Source organism: Rathayibacter rhapontici (assembly GCF_001995175.1).
Lineage (GTDB): Bacteria > Actinomycetota > Actinomycetes > Actinomycetales > Microbacteriaceae > Rathayibacter.
In genome coordinates, this window is record NZ_MUKN01000023.1 from 26500 (window position 1) to 45967 (window position 19468).

Sequence of the window (19468 nt, forward strand, 5' to 3'; positions counted from 1 at the left end):
GCGCGGACGGCGTCTCCCCGGCGCCCGGCGGCCGGTCCTGCTCGGCCGGCGCTGACCGGGACTCACTCCCGGTTCGGGCCGACGGTCTCCCGGACGCCGCGGGCGTCCGCGTCACCCGTCCCGCCGTCCGCCTCGTGCGACAGCCGGTGGTGCCGGGGCGAGGCGTCGACCGAGTGCTCGGCCTGGAAGATCGCGTCCGAGACGAGGCGGCGGGCGTGCTCGTCGACGAGTCGGTAGAAGACGCGGGTGCCGTCGTGCCGGGTCGTGACCATCCGCGCCAGGCGCAGCTTCGCGAGGTGCTGCGACACGGCGGTGGGCGCCTTGTCGACGAGTCCGGCGAGCTCGGTGACGGAGCGCTCGCCGTCGCGGAGCGCGAGGATGATGCGGACGCGGGTGGCGTCGGCGAGCATCGCGAACACCTCGACGGCGAGTTCGACGTACTGGCTGTCGTGGTCGGCCGGGGCGCGGTCTTCGTCCATGCGCCGATCCTGCCATGCGCCCGAGCGGAGGTCCTGCCCGTCCGCTGTGGACGGGCGGGCAGGATCCGAGGTCAGCTGCGGCGCATCCTCCTCGCGAGGAGCGCGGTGAGCGCGACCATGACCGCGATCACCCCGGCGCCGATCGACAGTCCGACGACGAGGCCGGAGGGGGAGGCCGTCGCCGCGTCCGACGCGGTCCTGTCCTCGGCCGAATCGTCCTGCTCCGAGGGCTCCTGCCCGCAGACGGGAGCGCTCGACGCTCCGTCGGCGCTCGGGGTGCCTACGGCGGGGGCGTAGTCGAAGACGTAGGTCTCCGAGATCGGATGACCGTCCGCCGACACGACCTGCCAGAGCACCTCGTACGCGCCGGCCGCACCGAGGGCGGCGGGCGCGGTGATCGTGGGACCGGAGAGGGTGGTGCAACCGTCGCTGTAGTAGCGGTCGTCGGGTCCGACGTCCTGGATCGCGAAGGCATCGCTGTCTCCTCCGAGATCGAGCAGGTTGTCGGTGAAGGTCAGCGAGATCTCGGAGACCTCGCTCGTGGTCTCCCCGAGCGGGGTCCGTCTCGAGCGGCGAATCGCGCGCCGCGACAGGACCGGCGGCGCCGACGGCGACGGGCGCAGTCTCCGTCCTGCCTCCACCCTGCACGTATTCGTACCTGCGTTGTCATGCAGGTATAAGGTGGCGACTCCCGACGTCAGGAGTCGTCCCGTGCTGTCCGTCCTGCGCTCCCGCGCCTACCGCTCCCTGTTCGCCGCGCAGGTGATCGCGCTGATCGGCACCGGCCTGCTCACCGTCGCGCTGGACCTGCTCGCCTACGACCTCGCGGGCGCGCGGGCGGGCGCCGTCCTCGGCACCGCGCTGACGATCAAGATGCTCGCGTACGTCGGCGTCGCTCCGGTGATCGCGGCGCTCGTGCACCGCCTGCCGAAGAAGGCCGTGCTCGTCGGCGCCGACCTCGTGCGGGCGGGAGTCGCGCTGTCGCTGCCGTTCCTGACGGACGTCTGGCAGATCTACGTCCTCGTGTTCCTCCTGCAGGCCGCGTCGGCGACGTTCACGCCCGCGTTCCAGTCGCTCATCCCCGTGGTGCTGCCGGACGAGCGCGAGTACACGAAGGTGCTGTCGCTGTCGCGTCTCGCCTACGACCTCGAGGCGCTGGTCAGCCCGATCCTGGCCGCGATCCTCCTGACGGTGATCAGCTACCACTCCCTCTTCCTCGGAACCGTGATCGGGTTCCTCTGCTCCGCGATCCTCGTCGTGACGACCCCGCTGGGGGGCCGGCGCGAGGTCGCGGCCCCCGGCACCCTGTGGCAGCGCACCACCGCGGGGGTGCGCGTCTTCGCCCGCACCCCGTCGCTGCGGTTCCTGATGGGCCTGAACCTCACGGTCGGCGCCGCGACCGCACTCGTGCTGGTGAACACCGTCGTCTACGCCCGCGATGTGTTCGCGCTCGACGCCTCCAGCCTCGCCCTGGCGCTCGCCTGCTACGGCGGCGGCTCCCTCCTCGTCGCCCTCACGGTGCCTCGGCTGATCGAGCGATGGGACGACCGGCGGGTCATGCTCGCCGGCAGCGTCGTCGCGATCTCGGGCCTCGCCCTGGCGGTCGTGATGACCCTCGCCTCGGCCGCGTGGTCGGGCGCCTGGTGGCTGCTGCTCGGGACCTGGGCGATCCTCGGCGCCGGGAACTCGCTCATGGGCACCCCGTCGTCGCGGCTGCTGATGCGGGCGGCGACCGAGGAGAACCGCAGCGCGATCTACACCGCGCAGTTCTCCCTCTCCCACGCCTGCTTCCTGATCACCTATCCGCTCGCCGGCTGGATCGGCGCGGTGAGCCTCACCGCCGCCACGACCGCGCTGCTCGCCCTCGCCCTCCTCGGCGCCGTGGCGGCCCGCCGCGCCTGGCCCGCGCAGCAGTGGCCGAGCGGGCCTCCTGACGCCGCCCGCTTCGGCAGAAGGCCGGTCGTGACCGTCGAGCGGACGGCGAAGCGCGGAGGCCGAGCGGTCGCGAGCCTCGGAGTCGCGGTCCTGGTCGGCGTCCTGATCGGGCTCCTCGTCACCGGAGGGCCGTGATCGCCCCGACCCGTCGACGGATCGAGCGCCGAGGCCGGCTTCGCCCGCGACATGCAGACGCACCATCTCCAGGGCGCCGAGATGGCGCTCCTCGTCCGCGATCGCACCGCGGACGAGGAGGTCCGCTACCTGGCGACCGACCTGCTCCTCACCCAGCAGCAGCAATCCGGGCAGCTGTTCGGCTGGCTGACGAGCTGGGGCCTGCCGAAGGCGTCGGCCGACGAGGCGATGCAGTGGATGGCCGCTCCGCTCGATGACGGCGGACACGCGTGGATGCCGGAGCACGACGCCGGCGAGGGCGGAGCGATGCGGATGCCCGGGCTCGCGACTCCGGCGCAGATCGCCGAGCTGACCGCCGCGACGGGAGCCGAGGCGGACGTGCTGTTCCTGGAGCTGATGATCACCCACCACGAGGCGGCTCTGACCATGTCGGACGCCGTGATCGAGCGCGGGGAGGATCCGACGGTGCTCACCTTCGCCGAGGTGATCTCGACGTCGCAGCGTCTCGAGATCCAGCAGATGCAGGACATGCTCGCGGTCCGCCGGTCGTGACCGGTCGCCACGGCTCGAGCGTCACCTCCAGGCGCTGCGGCGCAGCAGCCGGAGTCCGTTGAGCGCGACGACGACCGTGGATCCCTCGTGGCCGGCCACCGCCAGCGGCAGGGGGAGGGTCGCGATCAGGTCCCAGGTCACGAGGACGGTGATGAAGGTGCCCGCGATGATCAGGTTCGCGACCACGTAGCGGTGCGCGCGGCGCGAGAGGGCGATCACCTTCGGGATCGCGGTCAGGTCGTCCCGGATGATCACGGCGTCCGCGGTGTCCAGGGCGAGGTCCGATCCGTGGCGGCCCATCGCGATCCCGGTGCTCGCCGACGCGAGGGCGGGGGCGTCGTTCACTCCGTCGCCGACGAGCAGCACCGGGACGCCGCACTCCTCGAGGGCCCGGACCGTCGCAGCCTTGTCGGCCGGCAGGAGCCGGGCGTGCACCTCGCGGATGCCCGTGCGCCGGCCGATCTCGGCCGCCGTCCGCTCGTTGTCCCCGGTCAGCAGGTGCACCGGCTCGCTCGTCAGTGCGGCGGCCTCCGCGACGGCGGCGGCCGCCTCCGGGCGCAGAGCGTCCTCGAGTGCGATCGTGCCGACGAGGGCTCCGTCGACGACCACGTCGACCACCGTCCCCACGATCTCCGGATGCTCCGCCGACTGCACGACCCGCACCAGCGCGCCGTCGACCACGCCCTCGACGCCGTGCCCGGGCAGGGCGCGGACGTCGGCGGCAGGAGTGGCACCCGGGCCGGCCGCGCGGACGATCGCTCGCCCGAGCGGGTGCTCGCTGTGCTGCTCGACCGCCGCGGCCCAGCCCAGCACCTCCGCCGCCGAGACGCCCGGTGCGGGGGACACGCTGCGGACGACGGGGGCGCCCTCGGTCAGCGTGCCGGTCTTGTCGAACGCGACGAGCCGGGTGCGGCCGAGGCGCTCCATCACGGTCGCCGACTTCACGAGCACCCCGTGCCGGCCCGCGTTCGCGATCGCCGCGAGCAGCGGCGGCATGGTCGAGAGCACCACCGCGCAGGGGGAGGCGACGATCATGAACGTGATCGCGCGCAGCAGCGCGTCGCGGAAGTCCTCGCCGAACGCCAGCGGCAGCGCGAACACGAGCAGGGTCGCGACGACCACGCCGAGGGAGTAGCGCTGCTCGACCTTCTCGATGAACATCTGCCGCGTCGACTTCGTCTCGGACGCCTCCGCCACCAGCGTGACGACCCGTGCGATCACCGAGTCGGCCGCCGCTCGCTCGATCCGGACGGACAGCGCACCGGTGCCGTTCACCGTGCCCGAGAGCACGGGGTCGCCGGGTCCGCGCCTGACGGGCACCGACTCTCCGGTCATCGCGGCCTGGTCGACCTCGCTGACGCCGTCGACCACGACCCCGTCGCCGCCGATCCGCTCGCCGGGGCGCACGAGGATCAGGTCGCCGACGACGAGCTGCGCCGTCGGAACGGTCTCGAAGTCGTCGCCGTCGCCCGTCCTGAGCAGCCGGGTCGCCCGCTCCGGGGCGAGCGTCAGCAGGCTCGACACGGAGTCGGCCGTCCTCTGCGTCACGAGCGCTTCGAGGGCGCCGCTGGTCGCGAAGATCACGATGAGCAGGGCGCCGTCGAAGACCTGGCCGATCGACACGGCCGCGATCGCCGCGACGATCATCAGCAGGTCGACGTCGAGCACCTTCTCGCGGAGCGCGGTGAGGCCCGCCCAGGCCGGCTCCCAGCCGCCGGTCACGCAGCAGGCCAGGTAGAGCGTCCACCAGACGGGCGCCGGGAGGCCGGCCAGCTGCAGCGGCCAGGCGATCAGGAAGAGGGCGAGCGCGAGCGCCGCCCAGCGCACCTCCGGCAGCCGCGCGCCGGTGACGAGGATCGACGGCGGTTTCGCGAGCACGCGGCCGCCCTCGCGCACCGGACTCTCGATCACCGCGCTCACGCCTGGGCCGCCTGGGCGTGGTGGTGGCGGGGCGTGCCGCCCAGAGCGTGCTCCGCCTGGAAGACGGCGTCGCTCACCAGCCGGGACGCGTGCTCGTTCTCGAGCCGGTAGAACACCCGCGTGCCGTCCTGCCGCGTCGACACCATCCGCGCCAGGCGCATCTTCGCCAGGTGCTGCGACACCGCCGCCGGGGGCTTCTCGACCAGCTCGGCGAGCTGGTTGACCGACATCTCACCCGCATCCCTGAGTGCCAGGATCAGCCGCACCGTCGCGTCGGCGAGCATCGCGAACACCTCGACAGCCAGCTCCACGTAGTCGCTCTGGGGCAGGCGGCCGCAGACCCGCATATCTTCATGCATTCGCAGATTGTGGCATACACGTCCGGCGCCGGGAACTCGACGAACAGCGCGGCTCCGATCGGCCGGACGGCCCGAGCGGCCGTCGACGTCCACGCCGGGGTCAGTCGGGCCAGACGGCATCCAGAACACGGACAGCCTCGGAGCGGCTGAGTCCCGCGCGTCTGCTCTCGGCCGCGAGCCGCTGAGCTGCGGCCAGAACCGGCCCCGGCGTCGCCGATGCGGTCGTTCCGACGCGGGTGCCGCTGCCGGTGCGCGTGACGAGCACGCCCTCGGTCTCGAGGGCCTTGTAGGCCTTCGCGACGGTGCCGGGGGCGACGCCGAGGTCGTTCGCGAGCTGGCGCACCGAGGGCAGGCGCTGGTCGGCGGCGAGCACGCCGGTGGCGATGAGGCCCCGGATCCGGTCCTGGATCTGGTCGACGAACGGTGCGCCCGTCTCGGTGAGCGTGATGATCATCGGGCGACGGACCCGACCGGACGCCGGCTCGTCGAGCGCAGGGTCGAGAGGAGCACGCCCCACCAGAAGGCGGAGCCGAGGAGGGTCGCGGCCCACCCGGCGACGAGGAGCGCCGATCCGAGCGCCGCGAACGAGGTGCCGAACTGCACGAAGCCGGTGGCCCCGGCATCGAATCCCGTCTGGAGCATCGAGGTGGCGCGCAGTGCGGAGAAGACGGCCCCGACGTGCAGCAGGACGCCTCCGATCACGACGGCGAGGACGTTGCGCGCCCGGATCGTGCGCTCCGCGGCGTCGGCGGAGCGGTCGACGTCGAGGGGCGGTCGCGAGATCGAGCGGAGCGCGAGGCCCGCCACCACCAGGACGAGGGCCAGCAGGACGAGGCACGGCACCGAGAACCACCAGCCGTAGAAGGTCGACGAGGCGTAGGTGTTCTCCGAGACCGGCAGGACGAAGCGCACGGACCGCCCGAGCTCGTCGGTGCTCGCCGCCGCTCCCGCGAGGACCGCCGCGGCGACGGCGGCGAGGGCGGCGGTGGCCGTCGCGACGAGCAGGGGCCGAGGAGCGAAGGTGAGGAGGGTGCGGGGCGCGAGCTCGGCCGTCCCGGCGCCTCGGGCGCGGGCGCGGGGGAGCTGGAGGAGGACGAGTGCGACGAACGTCACGATCAGCGGGATCAGGTACCTCGCGAGCAGCCAGCGGAGGTGGCCCTCCTGGTCGAACGGCGGGAGCCACTCCGGGAAGACCGACACTGCGGTGAGGGCGAGCGCGGACGCGAGAGCGAGGACCGCGCCCACCGCGGTCGCCGCCCGGACGGGCGCGGGCAGACCCGGCTCGGAACGCCGCCGGAGCCACCACCACGCCCCTGCGAGGAGCAGGCCGCCGGCCGCGGGAGCGAACTGCAGAATCAGGAACAGGAACACGCGGCGACCCCCTGGTGTATCGGATGATTGGTACACTTTGTACCAGGGGAGTGGAACGCTCGTCAACCGGAGCCGGGCCCCTACGGCCGCAGGCCGCGCAGGACGACGTCGAGGATGATCCGCGCCCCGGCGTCCTCGGGGGCGAGTCCGGCACTGCGGAGGGAGTGCGCCGCACCGCAGGCGAGGAGCGCGACCGACGCGGCGTCCGCGTCCGGGCGGACGCGGCCGTCCGATCGGGCGGTGTCGAGGACGTCGGCGAGGCGGTCGAGGAGCGCTGCGCGCTTCGCGGCCGTCTGCGGCAGTGCGGCGTCGGGCCGGGAGGTGATCCGCTCGAACAGCGGATCGGTGGTCAGGAGGGCGATGTGCTGGACGAGCGTCCGCTCGAAACCGTCCGGTCCGGCCGAGCGCAGGAGGTGGTCGAGCTCGTCGAAGCGGTCCCACACGACGACCTCCTCGAGCTCCTCGAGGGTCGCGAAATGGCGGTAGACCGTGCCCACCCCGACGTCGGCGGCGCGCGCGACCGCGTTCAGCGCCAGGTCGTCCCCGCGCTCGAGCAGCTCCCGCGCAGCCTGGAGGATGCGCTCGCGGTTGCGAGCGGCGTCGCGCCGGAGTCCGTCCATGGAACGACAGCCTAGGCGAGAAGCGGATCACAGCTCCGAACGGATGATGTATCCGCTTAGGATGAGGCGACCAGGAAGGACACCATGCCCACCGCATCCCGCCCCCTCGCCCTCATCACCGGAGCCAGCTCCGGCATCGGCGCCGAGTTCGCCCGCCGCTACGCCCGAGAAGGCGTCGACCTGCTGCTCGTCGCCCGGTCCGGGCCGGCCCTGCAGGCGCTCGCCGACGAGCTCTCGGCCGCGCACAGAATCACCGCCACCGTCCACACGGCCGACCTCGCCCAGGCGCAGGACGTCTCCCGCCTCGCCGCCGTCATCACCGAGGAGCTGCCCCGCCTCGACCACCTCGTCGCCAGCGCCGGCACCGCTCCCGAGGGCGACCTCGACCGGACGGATCCCGACGAGCTGCGCCGGATGATCGACATCAACGTCACCGCGCTGTCGCTGCTCACGCGCGCCGCCGTCATCCGGATGCGCCGCGCCGGCAGCGGCACGATCATCACCATCGCCAGCGGAGCCGGCTACCAGCCCCTCCCGCACTTCGCCGCCTACGCCGCCTCGAAGGCCTACGTGCTCCGCTTCACCGAGGCGCTCTCGGAGGAGCACCGCCGCCACGGCCTCCGGATCTTCTCGGTCGCGCCGGGCGACACCGAGACGCCGATGAACCCCGGAGCGGCGAGGACTAAGCGGCAGGCGCACCAGGTCGTCGAGACCGCCTGGCGGGCGATGCCGACGACGGCGCCGTCCGTGATCGACGGGTGGAGGAACCGGGTCGTCGCCGTGCTGTCGACGCGGGTGCTCGGCACCCGGCTCGGGCTCCGGATCGCCGAGAGGGCGATGCGCGCGAAGGCGTGAGCGAGGTCGTGCCCGGAGCCGCTAACGGGTGCGCCGGAACGCGGTCGCCCCCGCGACGACGAGCGCGAGCACCGCGACTCCCACCGAGAGGAGGACGCCGGTCTCGAAGGCGCCGGCGTATGCGGTGTCGTACGTCGGGTAGTCGGTGATCTGCGTGTGCGCGAGCCACAGCATGAACGCGACGTTCGCGGCGATCCCGGCCGTCGCGAGGGCGGCGATCCGGACGGTGCGCAGGCCGGCCGGCATCGACGGAGCGGGGGTCGCGGCTGCCATGCCTCCAGGATGGGGGATGCGCGTGAACAGCGCACCACCGGCGAGCGAGCGGTTCGGGTCGCCCCCGGTGCCTAGGGTGGACGCCATGGACACGACCCCGCCACCCCCGGACGAGTCGCGCGCTCAAGCGGAGCGCGCGCTGCGCGCCCTCCGCAATGTGGACGACGGCGCCGACCCGGGTGCCGAGGCCTTCGCCCTCTCGAACGACTTCACCGACCGGCAGCTGGCGCGGCTCCGCGGCCTCTGGCGCCGCCGAGGTCGTGGCGGGAAGCCCGACCGCACGACCTGAGCGGGCGTGCGGATGAGGCGCCGCTTCGCGTCACTCCTCCGGATCGACCACGAGCGCCGTGCCGCCGCCGCGGCGCTCCGGTTCGGCGACCGCCGTCATGCGTCCCGAGGAGTCGACCTCGATCGCGGCGACGGCGCCGATCTCGGCGGCCGAGGTGAACGAGTCGCCCGACGGGGTCAGCTGCTGGCCGAAGGGCGCGAGGTCGTCGGCGTACGCCTCGATGAAGCCGGGCTCGGCCGTCGTCGCCGCCGCGTTGCGCTGCGAGGCCCGGGGCGCCGCCACCGCCTCCGGGAGCGTCATGCCGAGGTCGATGCGGTTGACCAGCGTCTGGAGCACCGTGGTGATGATCGTCGATCCGCCCGGCGAGCCGAGCACGAGCTTCACCTCCCCGTCGTCGAGCACGATGGTCGGCGACATGGACGAGCGGGGGCGCTTGCCGGGCTCGATCCGGTTCGGGTCGCCGTCGACGAAGACGGGGGAGAAGTCGGTGAGCTCGTTGTTGAGGAGGAAGCCGCGTCCGGGCACCGTCATGCCGGAGCCGCCGGTCTGCTCGATCGTCAGCGTGTAGGAGGCGGCGTTGCCCCACTTGTCGACGACGGAGAGGTGGGTGGTCGAGATGTTCTCGGTGTCGGCCTGCTCCTCGGCGAGGGCGGTGGCGCATCCGGAGCCGTCGATCGCACCGGGGGCGACCGGGCGGACGGAGGCCGTCGTCGGGTCGATCGTGCAGTCCCGGCTGTCCGCGAACTCCTGGCTGAGGAGCGTCCCGGTGGGCACGTCGGTGAAGGCCGGGTCGCCGACGTAGGCGCCGCGGTCGGCGAACGCGCGGGCCGACGCCTCGAGGTAGAGGTGCAGGGCGCCGCCGGTGCTCTCGGCGCCGAGGTCGTGGTTCTCGAGGATGTTCAGCGCCTCGCCGACCGCGATACCGCCGGAGGAGGAGGGTGCCATGCCGTAGACGTCGAGCCCGCGGTAGGAGACGCGGGTCGGCGCCTGCTCGAGGACGGAGTAGGCGGCGAGGTCGGCCGCGGTGAGCGAGCCGGCCGGAGCGGGCAGGGCGGAGTCGGGGGCGACTCGGGGGTTCTGAACGGTGTCGGCGATCTCGGCGGCCAGCGGTCCCTCGTAGAACGCGCTCGGGCCCTGCGCCGCGATGCGCGTCAGCGTCTTGGCGAGATCGAGGTTGCGGAAGGTGCTGCCGACCTCCGGGGCGTCGCCGCCGGGGAGGAAGAGCTCCGCCGTGTCGGGGAACGCCTGGAACCGCTCGAGGTTGTCGAGCGTCTGGTTGCGGAACGTCTCGTCGACCGGGAAGCCCTTCGCGGCCAGCGCGATGGACGGCGCCAGCACGACCGGGAGCGGCAGGGTGCCGAAGCGGTCGACCGCGGTGTCCCAGGTCGCGACGGTGCCGGGGACTCCGACGGCGACTCCGGACGAGACGAGGTCGGGCGTGAAGGTGTACGGCGCGCCCGTCGCCGGGTCGAGGAAGGCGTCGGGCGTGATGCCCGCCGGTGCGGTCTCGCGTCCGTCGATCGTGCTCACCTCGCCGGAGGCGGCGTCGAAGTAGACGAAGTAGCCGCCCCCGCCGATCCCGGCGCTGTAGGGCTCCGTCACTCCGAGGGCCGAGGCGGTCGCGACCGCGGCGTCGGCGGCATTGCCGCCGCGCTTGAGCACCTCGAGCCCGGCGCGGCTCGCACGGGCGTCGACCGACGAGACCGCGCCGCCGTAGCCGACCGAGGTCGAGGGCGAGACGACCGGCCCGCCGAGGGCGTCGCGGACGTCCCCGAGCGACGGCAGTCCGTCCCGGGGGAAGACCGGCCTGTCGAGAGCGGACGCCGGTGCGGCACCCGCCGCCGTGAGCGAGACGACCGCGACCAGCGCGAGCGCGATCCGGCGGAGACGGGGTGTCGTGTCCATGGCGTTCCTCCGGTGGAACTCGGTGGGGTGCGGAGCGGGTTCCCCCAACCTAGGGGCGTACGGGCGCACGGGCTAGGGGGCGGTCGGGTCTCGACGTGGCTGTCCTCCCGCAGGGGCGCGGTGTCGACCCGTCTCCGGCTGCACGAGTAAGGCTGGACGCGGTAGATCGCCGGTTCCCGCTGAGATCGACGCGTTCAGCCTTACTTCTGCAGGCCGGACCGTTCGCAACCGAGGCTGAGACGGGCCGCGTGGACCTTCTTCAAGTCAGCGCCGCCTCCTGACCTCGGTTGCAGACGACACTGCCCCGCGGAAGGCATCGCCGACGGGTCAGCAGCTCATGATCGACGGCACCGAGCGTGGCATCGCCGTGGTCGAGGACGGTGCCGGTGGACCGCTGGACGAGCTCGATCGAGCCGTCGTCGGTCAGACGACCGGGGTTCCGGCGACGGTCGCGGCGAGCACACCGGGCTCGGTGAGCTCGGGACGGGAGACATCGATGTCGATTCTCGGACCGCTGAGGTCCTCAGCGTCGGTTCGGGCGACGCCGGTGAGGAGTGCTCCTCCTGTGACGACGGCACAGAGAGAAAGGAGGGCGCGTTCACCGCGCGCCCCCCTTCCCCTTCTCCGCGAGAGACCGGTGGAATCCGATATCGAAGTGATTCCGCCGGCCTCCGTCGAGAAGCCCGACTATCTCGTGCAGGCCGAATTGCTGACCGGGTCCTTCCCGGAATTCGAGCAGGTCGCGATATTGCCCCACGTCGACCAGTCCGACGGATTGTGCAGATAGATCGGATAAGCGGGCGCATTCGCGACATGATTGGCCGTCACGAGGTTCTTGTTGCCCGATCCGTCTTCGCGGGTGATCACCTGCAGTCCGTACATGCGGGGATTGGACAAGGTGTTCCCGGCGGCCGTCCATCCGTTGCCGGAGACCATCGTCAGCGACAGCACGTCGGTCGAGATGCGCGAGCCGCGGGCGACCACGTTGCCGATGATCTGCCCGTCCCACGTCCCCTCCTTCGCCTCGATGGGCTCGGCGCCCGTGTCGCGGATGACGTTGTCGATCACCAGGTTGCGGTTCGACTTGTCCGAGGCGCAGCCGTTGTACTCGCACCAGTTGCGGTCGGAGGTGCCGACGTAGACGCCCTCGCCGTACTTGGCGGTGACCAGTCCGGTGCGGCTGATCGTCGAGCCGACGATGAGCGAGTCGACGGTCTGGTTGCGGAGGTGCACGCCCTCGTAGCCGATCTCCGAGACCGTCAGATCCGCGATCCGGACCTCCGAGCTGGCGAGCACGTGGACTCCCTGGAACGCGTTCCTCACCGAGAAGCCGACGAGGTGCACGTTGTGCACGTCCTTGAGGGTCAGGGCGATGCCGGAGCCCGTGCTGCCCGTGGAGAGCACGGCGTTCGGGGAGCCGCAGAGCCAGACACCCGAGCTGCTGTCCGGGATCGAGCGCAGGGCGAAGGCGCCCGTGTACAGGCCGTCCGCCATCCGGATCACCTGACCGGGGCGGGCGCCGACGAGGGCGCTGTTCAGCTCCGAGGAGGTGCGCACGGTCTTCGTCGGCGTCGGGCAGTCCGAGGCGGCCTGCAGCGCCGCGCGGGTGCTCCTCTGCTCGGCGGTGACGGTGGTCGGCTCGGTGACGGTGGACGTGCGGCCGCCGCTGTCACGGGCGGTGATCCAGTAGGAGTAGGCGACACCGAGGGCCGCGTCCTCGTCGCGGTACTGGCGCACCGGATCGGCGACGGTCGCGATCGTCTCGTCGCGGGATCCGTCGGAACGGTGCACGTCGTAGGAGACCACGTCGGAGGAGAAGGGCGCGTTCCAGCCGAGGACGTAGCCGTCGACGAGGGGGAACGCCTGCACCCCGCCGACTGCGAGGCCGTCGTCGGCCAGCTCGAACGCGTCGATGATCAGGTTCTTGTCGTCGGACGCCCAGTTCTTGCGGCCGGAGTAGGCGATCTTCACCGTGTGGACGCCGTCGGCGAGGTCAGAGCGCTCGAACACCGGCACCTGGTACTTCGTCGTGGAGCTGTAGCGGTCGACGGAGGCGACGAGCCTGCCGTCGATGGACACGTCCGCGATCCCGGAGGTGGGAGTGGTGCGGCTGAGCCAGCGGAACGAGGTCCCGGCGAAGGTGAACTGCACGTTGCCGGCGCCGTTCAGGTACTCGATGCTGCCTCCGCTGTCACCGCCGTTCATGGTGCGCCAGTCGCCGGAGTAGTCGAGCTTCCAGTGGCTGTCCTCGACCCGGAGCGGGTCGGTGCCGCTGGGCACGAAGTCCGCCGTGGGCGCCGGAGCGGGCGTCGGCGTCGTCGTCGGGCGCGGCGTGGCGGTCGGAGTCGTCGTCGGGGTCGCGGTCGGGGTCGCGGTCGGCGTGGGGGAGGGGCTCGGCTCCGTGGACGAGGCCTCCCTCCCGAGCTCGAAGGCGTCGATGATCAGATTCGCATCGGTCGCCGCGGGGTTCTTCTCGCCCGTGTAGGCGATCTTCACGGTGTGCACCTGGTCCGCGAGCCCGATCCTGGTGAGGACCGGCACCTGGTACTGGGTCGAGGACGAGTACCGGTCGACCTCGGTGAGGAGCTTGCCGTCGAGGTAGACGTTCGCGATCCCCGAGGTCGCGCCGGTGCGGCTGATCCAGCGGAAGGCGGTGCCGGTGAACTTGAACTGCACCCATCCCTCGCTGTTGAGGTACTTGATCCCGCCGCCGCTGTCACCGCCGGACATATCGCGCCAGGAACCCGAATAGGTGAGATCCACGCTGCTCTCCTGCACCCTGATAGGGGTGGTCGGAGTGGGCTGGAGAATCGCCGCGGAAGCAGGTTGCGCTAATCCGCCGACGGTCAGAAGAGAGACCAGTGCGACGGTGAGAGCGCCGAATCGGAATCGGCGAGAAGACGCGGCAGTGGGGGCTGCGCGCGCAGAGGACGAGAAAGGCAAGAGAACTCCGCAGGGTCTCGAGGAAAGGGGATTGCCTCGAATCTACGTAGCCTTTATCGTCCTCTCTCCGATCGGAGCATTAATCGGGTTAGCCCTCCCCCAGACGGGCCGCACCCTCGCCGGAAGCGACCGGAACGCCTCGCCTGCGCCGGGGCACGCGATGGACGCCCGGGTCAAGGGTCGTTCCAGGACTCGTTCCGCGTGCCTACCCTGGCCGCACTCGCGGGGACCAGGGACCCCTGCGGGCGAGGGGGGGGCAGGGACGTTCGGGTCGTCCCTGCCCCGTCGCCGCGGTCACTCCGGTCCGGGAGGACGCGCAGCCCCGCTACCAGGCGTCCGACGAAGAGTCGGGATCGGGTCGGCAGTCGTTCCGCCCGCAGTCGACCGCGCCGAGCTGCTCGAGAAGGTGAGCAGCGAGGCCCGGGTGGATGGCGCCGGGCGAGCGGAGGGCGTCGCGCAGCAGCATGACCGTGCAGCGTGGGTCCTCCGAGTCGAGCGCGCGTGCGAGGCCGCACGGGTGCTCCGGCGCGAGGACGGTCATGCCACGCGAGCGGACTGCGCCGGTCCGGGGGCCGGCTCGGCGAGCGGCTGGAGGCCCTTCGCCGTGTCCGCCGCACGCAGGAGCGCCTCGATCCACGCCGGGTCGATGGCCGGCGCCGAGGATCCGGCGTAGGAGAACTGGATCGGGATCGCGGCGTGCATCCACAGCGCCCTGCGACCCGAGCCCGTGGACACGGCGGCGGGGAGGGTGAGCAGGAACCCCTCGCTCCGGCGCAGCTTCGTGAGGACCACGATCTGCAGATGCGCGAGCGTGCGGTCGTCGAGGTCGAGCGGGGTGGGAGGGGGATCCGTAGAGGAGCTGGCCCATGATGCGTGTCCTTGTCTGCCGGGGTCTGGGGCGTGACCAGGTGGTGCTCTGTTCAGGTACAAGAAGGTAGGTCTCTCGGGCGGTCGCCATCAGGGTTCGCCTATCCGCTCAGCGCACTCATCTGCACCGTCCCCGTGAACTGGGGTAGCGGGGTGCTGAGCACTGCGCAGGAGGAGGTCACCCGTGGTGGAGCACTCGGAAGCCCTCGAGCAGCTCGCGGTGATCCTCGATCGAGGTACTCCTGCGCCCTCGACGCAGCGTCGTGCCGGCTGATCGGCCCCCGGGCATCTCGACCGACGATCGCACGAAGGTGCGGATCGAGGCGGAGGGGAGCGGTGTCGACTGGGCCTCCGAGGTCCTCGCTGGCTTCTACTCGGGCACCGGATGGAGTGTCACCCCGACCGACGGACCGTTCTCGTTCCGCTACGCCGCCCTCGGCGACGCCGCGATGACGCTGCGCACCTCCCAGATGTGCGGCACGACGCTCGGCGGCAACCCCGGCACGGGCGACTACGTCGTGCAGTGGCTCGTCGGCGGCAGCGCCGTCATGGACGTCGAGCACGACGCCGTGGCCCTGACCCGGCGCGTGCCGATGCTCGCTCCCGCGTACCGCCCGTTCGTGTTCTCCTTCACCGACTACGACCAGAGGCTCGTGCACCTCGACCGCGCCCACGTCGCCCGCGTCTCCTCCGAGCACGGCCTCCGCGGAGCGCTCCGCTTCGATCACCTGCGCAGCGTCGATCCCGCGGCGGTCGCGCGCTGGCACGCGGTCATCGGCGAGGTCTCCACCGCGGTGCGCACGGGCCGCGTCACTCCGCTGCTCTGGGACCGCCTGTCGCGCCGTGCAGCGGCCGCGTTCCTCGACCTGTATCCGCCCGAAGACGCGGTCCTGCCCCGGGTGCTCCTCGCGCCGAGCAACGGCGGTCTCCGCGCGGCCGTCGAGTTCGTGCACGAGAACGCGCACCGGGCCATCGGTCCGATCGAGATCGCCCACGCCGCGCACCTCAGCGTCCGGGGAACGCAGGCGGCGTTCCAGCGCCTGCTGGGGACGACTCCGCTGCAGTACCTCCGGGAGGTGCGCCTGGACCGAGTGCGGACCGACCTCCGCCTCGCCGATCCCGCCCGGGTCACGGTCGCCCACGTCGCGCGCGCCTGGGGCTTCAGTCACCTGAGCCGTTTCTCGGCCGCCTACGCTGAGCGCTTCGGCGAGTACCCGAGCAGCACCCTCGGCCGCTGACCGGCGAGGTCGACAAGGCGCCGCAGCGGGGAAGCAGCACTCGGCCCGGCCGTCGGCGCGCCTCAGGCCTCGAGCAGTCCGAGACCGTGCACGGCCGTCTCCTCGTCGTCCTCCTCGAGGCCGGGCCGGTGCACGGCGAGAGCATGACGAGCGATGCGGCTCCGGATGTCCTCGACCGCGATGGACGTCGCCTCACTCGTCTCTTCGTCGAGGCCCGCACCGGACTCCGTCGACATCGCGACGAGTTCGCTGCGCCCGTGCAGCGTGAGCTGCACCTCGCAGGGCCGCCCCTGCTCGGTGAAGGCCGGGAAGGCGACAAGGTCGGCGTGCCTGCCGCGTTCGATGGCTGTCACCAGTTCCAGCAGAGCCGTTCCGATCGCATCCGCGACCAGGAAGCGGGTGGATCCGTACGTCATCTGCTTCATGCCCTCAGTCTTCGCCGGCCGGGGCGTGCGCGCTCGTTCTTGCTTTCACCTCGGTGATCGGGTAACAGCCACGGCGAGGACGACGCCCGGCTCACCCCTCGAGCAGCAGGAGCACCACCAGGTGCCCCACCACGATCACCGTCACCACCATCGCGGTCGTCGCGATCACCCGCACGCCCCGTCGATCCTCCGCACCCATCCGTCCAGTGAAGCGCACCCCGCTCAGGAAGCGCGCGTCCCCCTCCCGGGGCGCACGGCTATCGTGCGGGGATGCCCACGAGCGATGAGACCTGGACCCTGGCCGACCACGACGTTCCGCTGTACCGCAGCGGGGAGGGCGAGCGCGCCCTCATCCTGATCCACGAGGTGTGGGGGGTGGACGGGCACATCCGCTCCGTCGCCGACCGGTACGCGGCCGAGGGGTTCCGCGTCGTCGCTCCCGAGCTGCTGGCCGACAGCGGGCTGCTCGAGCAGCTCGACACCGAGCAGCGGGCCGACTACGACCACCCGGTGCGGCGCCTGCCGCGGCAGGTCGAGCTGCGCACCTTCTTCGCGCCCGTGTTCACTCCCGAGCACGCAGCACGGAGCGTCGCGATCCTCCGCGCGCTCGTCACCCGCCTGCTGAGCGAGGACGGAGTGACGAGCGTCTCGGTCACCGGCTTCTGCTATGGCGGCACCTTCAGCTGGGCGCTGGCGCTCGCCGAGCGGCGACTCGCGGCGGCCGTCCCCTTCTACGGGCACGTCACGGCGTCCGACGAGGAGCTCGCGGCCCTCGAGGTGGGCGTGCTGGCCTTCGTCGGCGATCAGGACGCGCCGCTCGTCGAGCAGGTGCCCCGGATCCGCGAGGCGACGGCCGAGGAGGACGTCGAGGTGGTCGTCTACCCGGGTGCGGGTCACGCGTTCTTCAACGACTCGAACGAGGGCGCCTACGTCCCGGAGGCGGCGGCCGACTCGTGGACGCGGGCGCTCGCGTTCCTCCGGGCTCGCGCGATCTAGGGGCCGGTGAGCGCACCGGTCCTCAGCGGCGCGACCGCGTCGGCAGCAGACCGCGCTTCGCTGCGAGGACTCCCGCCTGGAACCGGCTCTCGGCGCCGAGCAGCTCGAACAGCACGGCGATGTGGCGGCGGCAGGTCCGCACGCTCATCCCGAGCCGCGCAGCGAGCGCGTCGTCCGTCAGACCCGAGGCGAGGCCGGCCAGCACCGAGCGCTGCACGGCGCTGAGAGGCACGTCCGGGTCGACGGGGCTCGCGCTGAACGGGACGGCGAACTCCCACGCGGCGTCGAAGACGCGGGCGAGGGCCGACGCCAGATCCGGCGAGCGGACGACGAGGGCGGCGCGGTCGTCGTCGTCGCGGCCCCGCGAGACGACGGCGAGCGAGCGGTCGAAGACGACGAGGCGGAACGGCACGAGCGGCAGGGTGCGGAACTCGGCTCCCAGCGGCTCGAGCTGCTCGACGGAGCGCCTGGTGGCCGCGTGGTCGCGCCGGCGCTCGTGGTACAGGGTGCGGCGGAAGACTCCGCGGGCGAGGATCTCGCGGTCGGTCCCGTCGCTCGCGTCGTGCCGCTCGACGCTGCTCGTGCCCGGCGCGGCGATGAGGATCTCGCGGGTGGCGGTGCGCCCGAGATCCAGCAGGAGTCGCAGGACCGTCGCGGGGTCCTCGACCACCTCGACGTGCTCGGTGCCCGCGACGGCGCGCTGCGCACTGCGGTAGGCGGGCACGAGGGCCATCAGCTCGTTGCGGCGGCGCGAGATCGCGGCCTGCAGCTCGAGCACGCGGCGCTCGTCGTCGTCGACCAGCTCGGCCAGCGCGGTGTCGGGCGACGCGGTCCCGAGGGCCGATCCGCCCTCGTGCAGCGGGCGGAGCAGGCGGCTGCCGAGCAGCTCCTCGCGCGCCGACTCCAGGTCGCGGATCGCGAGCCCGAGCTCGTCGGACGCGCCCTCGAGGGTCCAGTCGCTGCGGACGCAGGCGTGCAGGTAGAGGGCGATCGCGTTCTCGCTCAGCACCGGTCGGCCCCCGTTCTCCCGCCTCGACGAGTCTAGGAGGGCGCTCGGCCGCGTCACCGCCGGGCGACCGCCGCGAGGACGGCCAGCTCGAGGGCGACCGCGGCTGCGACGACTGCGATCGCGATGGGGCCGACGACCGCGATCAACGGAGTGAGGGCCGCCAGCGCGAGGAACGGCGACAGCAGCCCGATCAGCACGCCCGTCCGTCGGGCCGCCGGGCGGGAGCGGACGAAGGGCACGACCGCGAGGCACAGGGCGGCGGCGGCGACGATCACCACGGCGAGCAGAGCCGCGGGAGACGTGCCCGGGACGACGAGCAGCACGGCGAGGGCGGCCCACGCGACGGAGCCGACCACGGCGGTCGGGCGCACGTGCGCGGCGGGGGAGCGGGTTCCGGTGACGGTCATGGTGCGGTCCTCTCGGCGGGTGGTCCACCGGACCTCGCTGCCGGCGGTACTCCGAGACTCCGGCACCCGCACCGGTGCCGCCAGATCAGGCACTGGGCGCGGCAGCATGCTGACACGACCGGCATCCCCTACGCCCCGCAGCGCGGGAGTTCCGAGGGTGCCGAGGGTCGCGGCAGTATCCGGACGCGTCAGTGTGCTGCCACGCGTTCCGCTCACGCCGCCTCGGTCACCCGGCCCCCCTTCAGGTGCAGCCGCCGCTGAGCGCGGCGGGCCACGGCGGAGTCGTGCGTCACGATCACGAGCGTCAGCCCGCGCTCGGCCCAGAGTGTCTCGAGCAGGGTCATGATGTCGTCGCGGGTGTCCTCGTCGAGGGCGCCGGTCGGCTCGTCGGCGAGCAGCACGCGGGGCCTCTTCACCAGGGCGCGCGCGATCGCGACCCGCTGCTGCTGCCCGCCCGACAGCTGGGCCGGGAGGTGGTCGGCGCGGTCGGCGAGTCCGACGGAGGCGAGGGCCTCGCGGGAGCGCTGCGACCGCTCGGCCGCGGGCGTCCGCTGCGGCGCGAGGGCCGTCTCGACGTTCTCGAGGGCGGTGAGCGTCGGGATCAGATTGAAGCTCTGGAACACGATCCCCACCTCCGTCGCCCGCACCCTGGCGAGCCGGCGATCGCCGACGGAGGAGATCTCGTGCTCGCCGAGGACGACCGTGCCCGAGGTGGGCCGGTCGAGCGCGCCGAGCATCTGCAGCAGCGTCGACTTGCCGCCGCCCGTCGGCCCCTGGATCGCGACCATCTGGCCGTCGGGGATGGTGAGGGAGACGTCTTCCAGCGCGGTGACCGGGGTCGTCGTGCCCGTGTAGCTCTTGGTGACGTTCGTGAGGGTGTACATGTCGTC

General features: G+C 72.4%; 21 protein-coding genes and 1 pseudogene. 6 read left to right on the forward strand and 16 right to left on the reverse strand.

Going from position 1 to position 19468, the window contains the following annotated elements; all coding sequences use genetic code 11:
• Window positions 1-62 precede the first annotated feature (62 nt).
• On the reverse strand, window positions 63-479 hold the full coding sequence (locus B0T42_RS09100; RefSeq protein ID WP_077222879.1) for an ArsR/SmtB family transcription factor: 417 nt from the start codon (window positions 477-479) through the stop codon (window positions 63-65).
• 71 nt (window positions 480-550) lie between these two features.
• Window positions 551-1120 carry a copper resistance protein CopC gene (locus B0T42_RS09105; protein WP_158078086.1) on the reverse strand — a complete coding sequence of 190 codons (570 nt, stop codon included), beginning with the start codon at window positions 1118-1120 and terminating at the stop codon, window positions 551-553.
• Between the two features lie 70 nt (window positions 1121-1190).
• On the opposite strand from B0T42_RS09105, the gene B0T42_RS09110 reads away from it, so the two are divergent.
• Both B0T42_RS09110 and B0T42_RS09115 read left to right on the forward strand, forming a co-directional pair.
• The gene (locus B0T42_RS09110) at window positions 1191-2549 is read left to right on the forward strand and encodes an MFS transporter (protein WP_077222881.1); all 1359 of its coding nucleotides are present in this window, start codon (window positions 1191-1193) and stop codon (window positions 2547-2549) included.
• Between the two features lie 42 nt (window positions 2550-2591).
• Window positions 2592-3101 (forward strand): annotated as a pseudogene (locus B0T42_RS09115) (DUF305 domain-containing protein); the annotation flags it as partial.
• Window positions 3102-3122: 21 nt separating this feature from the next.
• On the opposite strand, the gene B0T42_RS09120 reads toward B0T42_RS09115, so the two are convergent.
• The 5 genes from B0T42_RS09120 to B0T42_RS21250 form a co-directional block, all read right to left on the reverse strand.
• On the reverse strand, window positions 3123-5012 hold the full coding sequence (locus B0T42_RS09120; RefSeq protein WP_201788517.1) for a heavy metal translocating P-type ATPase: 1890 nt from the start codon (window positions 5010-5012) through the stop codon (window positions 3123-3125).
• Between the two features lie 5 nt (window positions 5013-5017).
• Window positions 5018-5380, reverse strand: coding sequence for an ArsR/SmtB family transcription factor (locus tag B0T42_RS09125; RefSeq protein ID WP_173892320.1), 363 nt, complete (start codon window positions 5378-5380; stop codon window positions 5018-5020).
• Between the two features lie 100 nt (window positions 5381-5480).
• Window positions 5481-5834 (reverse strand): GntR family transcriptional regulator, encoded by a 354-nt coding sequence (locus B0T42_RS09130; RefSeq protein WP_077222884.1) that lies wholly within the window; start codon window positions 5832-5834, stop codon window positions 5481-5483.
• Window positions 5831-6751: a hypothetical protein gene (locus B0T42_RS09135; RefSeq protein WP_077222885.1), complete on the reverse strand. Its 921-nt coding sequence runs from the start codon at window positions 6749-6751 to the stop codon at window positions 5831-5833. Before B0T42_RS09135 ends, B0T42_RS09130 begins: the two co-directional genes overlap by 4 nt.
• Window positions 6752-6831: 80 nt before the next feature.
• The gene (locus tag B0T42_RS21250; RefSeq protein ID WP_077222886.1) at window positions 6832-7371 is read right to left on the reverse strand and encodes a TetR/AcrR family transcriptional regulator; all 540 of its coding nucleotides are present in this window, start codon (window positions 7369-7371) and stop codon (window positions 6832-6834) included.
• Between the two features lie 84 nt (window positions 7372-7455).
• Between B0T42_RS21250 and B0T42_RS09145 the strand changes: the two genes are divergently transcribed.
• The gene (locus B0T42_RS09145) at window positions 7456-8226 is read left to right on the forward strand and encodes an SDR family NAD(P)-dependent oxidoreductase (RefSeq protein WP_077222887.1); all 771 of its coding nucleotides are present in this window, start codon (window positions 7456-7458) and stop codon (window positions 8224-8226) included.
• A gap of 21 nt (window positions 8227-8247) precedes the next feature.
• Here the strand turns inward: B0T42_RS09145 and B0T42_RS09150 are convergent, their stop codons facing one another.
• Entirely contained in the window at window positions 8248-8499 is a 252-nt protein-coding gene (locus B0T42_RS09150) for a hypothetical protein (protein WP_077222888.1), read from the reverse strand.
• A gap of 85 nt (window positions 8500-8584) precedes the next feature.
• Here B0T42_RS09150 and B0T42_RS09155 point away from each other — a divergent pair, with 85 nt between their 5' ends.
• Window positions 8585-8788, forward strand: coding sequence for a hypothetical protein (locus tag B0T42_RS09155; protein ID WP_077222889.1), 204 nt, complete (start codon window positions 8585-8587; stop codon window positions 8786-8788).
• 30 nt (window positions 8789-8818) lie between these two features.
• Here the strand turns inward: B0T42_RS09155 and ggt are convergent, their stop codons facing one another.
• The 4 genes from ggt to B0T42_RS22675 form a co-directional block, all read right to left on the reverse strand.
• Window positions 8819-10693: a gamma-glutamyltransferase gene (gene ggt / locus B0T42_RS09160; RefSeq protein ID WP_077222890.1), complete on the reverse strand. Its 1875-nt coding sequence runs from the start codon at window positions 10691-10693 to the stop codon at window positions 8819-8821.
• A gap of 687 nt (window positions 10694-11380) precedes the next feature.
• Complete coding sequence (locus tag B0T42_RS09165; RefSeq protein WP_173892321.1) at window positions 11381-13456, reverse strand: right-handed parallel beta-helix repeat-containing protein; 2076 nt, start codon at window positions 13454-13456, stop codon at window positions 11381-11383.
• Between the two features lie 505 nt (window positions 13457-13961).
• Window positions 13962-14177, reverse strand: coding sequence for a hypothetical protein (locus B0T42_RS09175; RefSeq protein WP_077222893.1), 216 nt, complete (start codon window positions 14175-14177; stop codon window positions 13962-13964).
• Window positions 14174-14566, reverse strand: a complete 393-nt coding sequence (locus B0T42_RS22675) for a DUF7882 family protein (protein WP_446737366.1) — start codon at window positions 14564-14566, stop codon at window positions 14174-14176. Before B0T42_RS22675 ends, B0T42_RS09175 begins: the two co-directional genes overlap by 4 nt.
• 200 nt (window positions 14567-14766) lie before the next feature.
• Between B0T42_RS22675 and B0T42_RS09185 the strand changes: the two genes are divergently transcribed.
• Window positions 14767-15741 carry an AraC family transcriptional regulator gene (locus B0T42_RS09185; RefSeq protein ID WP_201788519.1) on the forward strand — a complete coding sequence of 325 codons (975 nt, stop codon included), beginning with the start codon at window positions 14767-14769 and terminating at the stop codon, window positions 15739-15741.
• A 62-nt stretch (window positions 15742-15803) separates the two neighbouring features.
• On the opposite strand, the gene B0T42_RS09190 is transcribed toward B0T42_RS09185, so the two are convergent.
• On the reverse strand, window positions 15804-16166 hold the full coding sequence (locus B0T42_RS09190; RefSeq protein ID WP_077222894.1) for a hypothetical protein: 363 nt from the start codon (window positions 16164-16166) through the stop codon (window positions 15804-15806).
• Window positions 16167-16436: 270 nt separating this feature from the next.
• Here B0T42_RS09190 and B0T42_RS09195 point away from each other — a divergent pair, with 270 nt between their 5' ends.
• The gene (locus B0T42_RS09195) at window positions 16437-17162 is read left to right on the forward strand and encodes a dienelactone hydrolase family protein (protein ID WP_077222895.1); all 726 of its coding nucleotides are present in this window, start codon (window positions 16437-16439) and stop codon (window positions 17160-17162) included.
• Window positions 17163-17184: 22 nt separating this feature from the next.
• On the opposite strand, the gene B0T42_RS09200 is transcribed toward B0T42_RS09195, so the two are convergent.
• From B0T42_RS09200 to B0T42_RS09210, 3 genes are all read right to left on the reverse strand, one after another.
• Window positions 17185-18171 carry a LuxR C-terminal-related transcriptional regulator gene (locus B0T42_RS09200; protein WP_077222896.1) on the reverse strand — a complete coding sequence of 329 codons (987 nt, stop codon included), beginning with the start codon at window positions 18169-18171 and terminating at the stop codon, window positions 17185-17187.
• Between the two features lie 53 nt (window positions 18172-18224).
• A complete protein-coding gene (locus B0T42_RS09205) occupies window positions 18225-18578 on the reverse strand; it encodes a hypothetical protein (protein WP_077222897.1) in 354 nt (117 codons plus the stop codon).
• Window positions 18579-18790: 212 nt separating this feature from the next.
• The gene (locus B0T42_RS09210) at window positions 18791-19462 is read right to left on the reverse strand and encodes an ABC transporter ATP-binding protein (protein ID WP_077222898.1); all 672 of its coding nucleotides are present in this window, start codon (window positions 19460-19462) and stop codon (window positions 18791-18793) included.
• Between the last annotated feature and the right edge of the window lie 6 nt (window positions 19463-19468).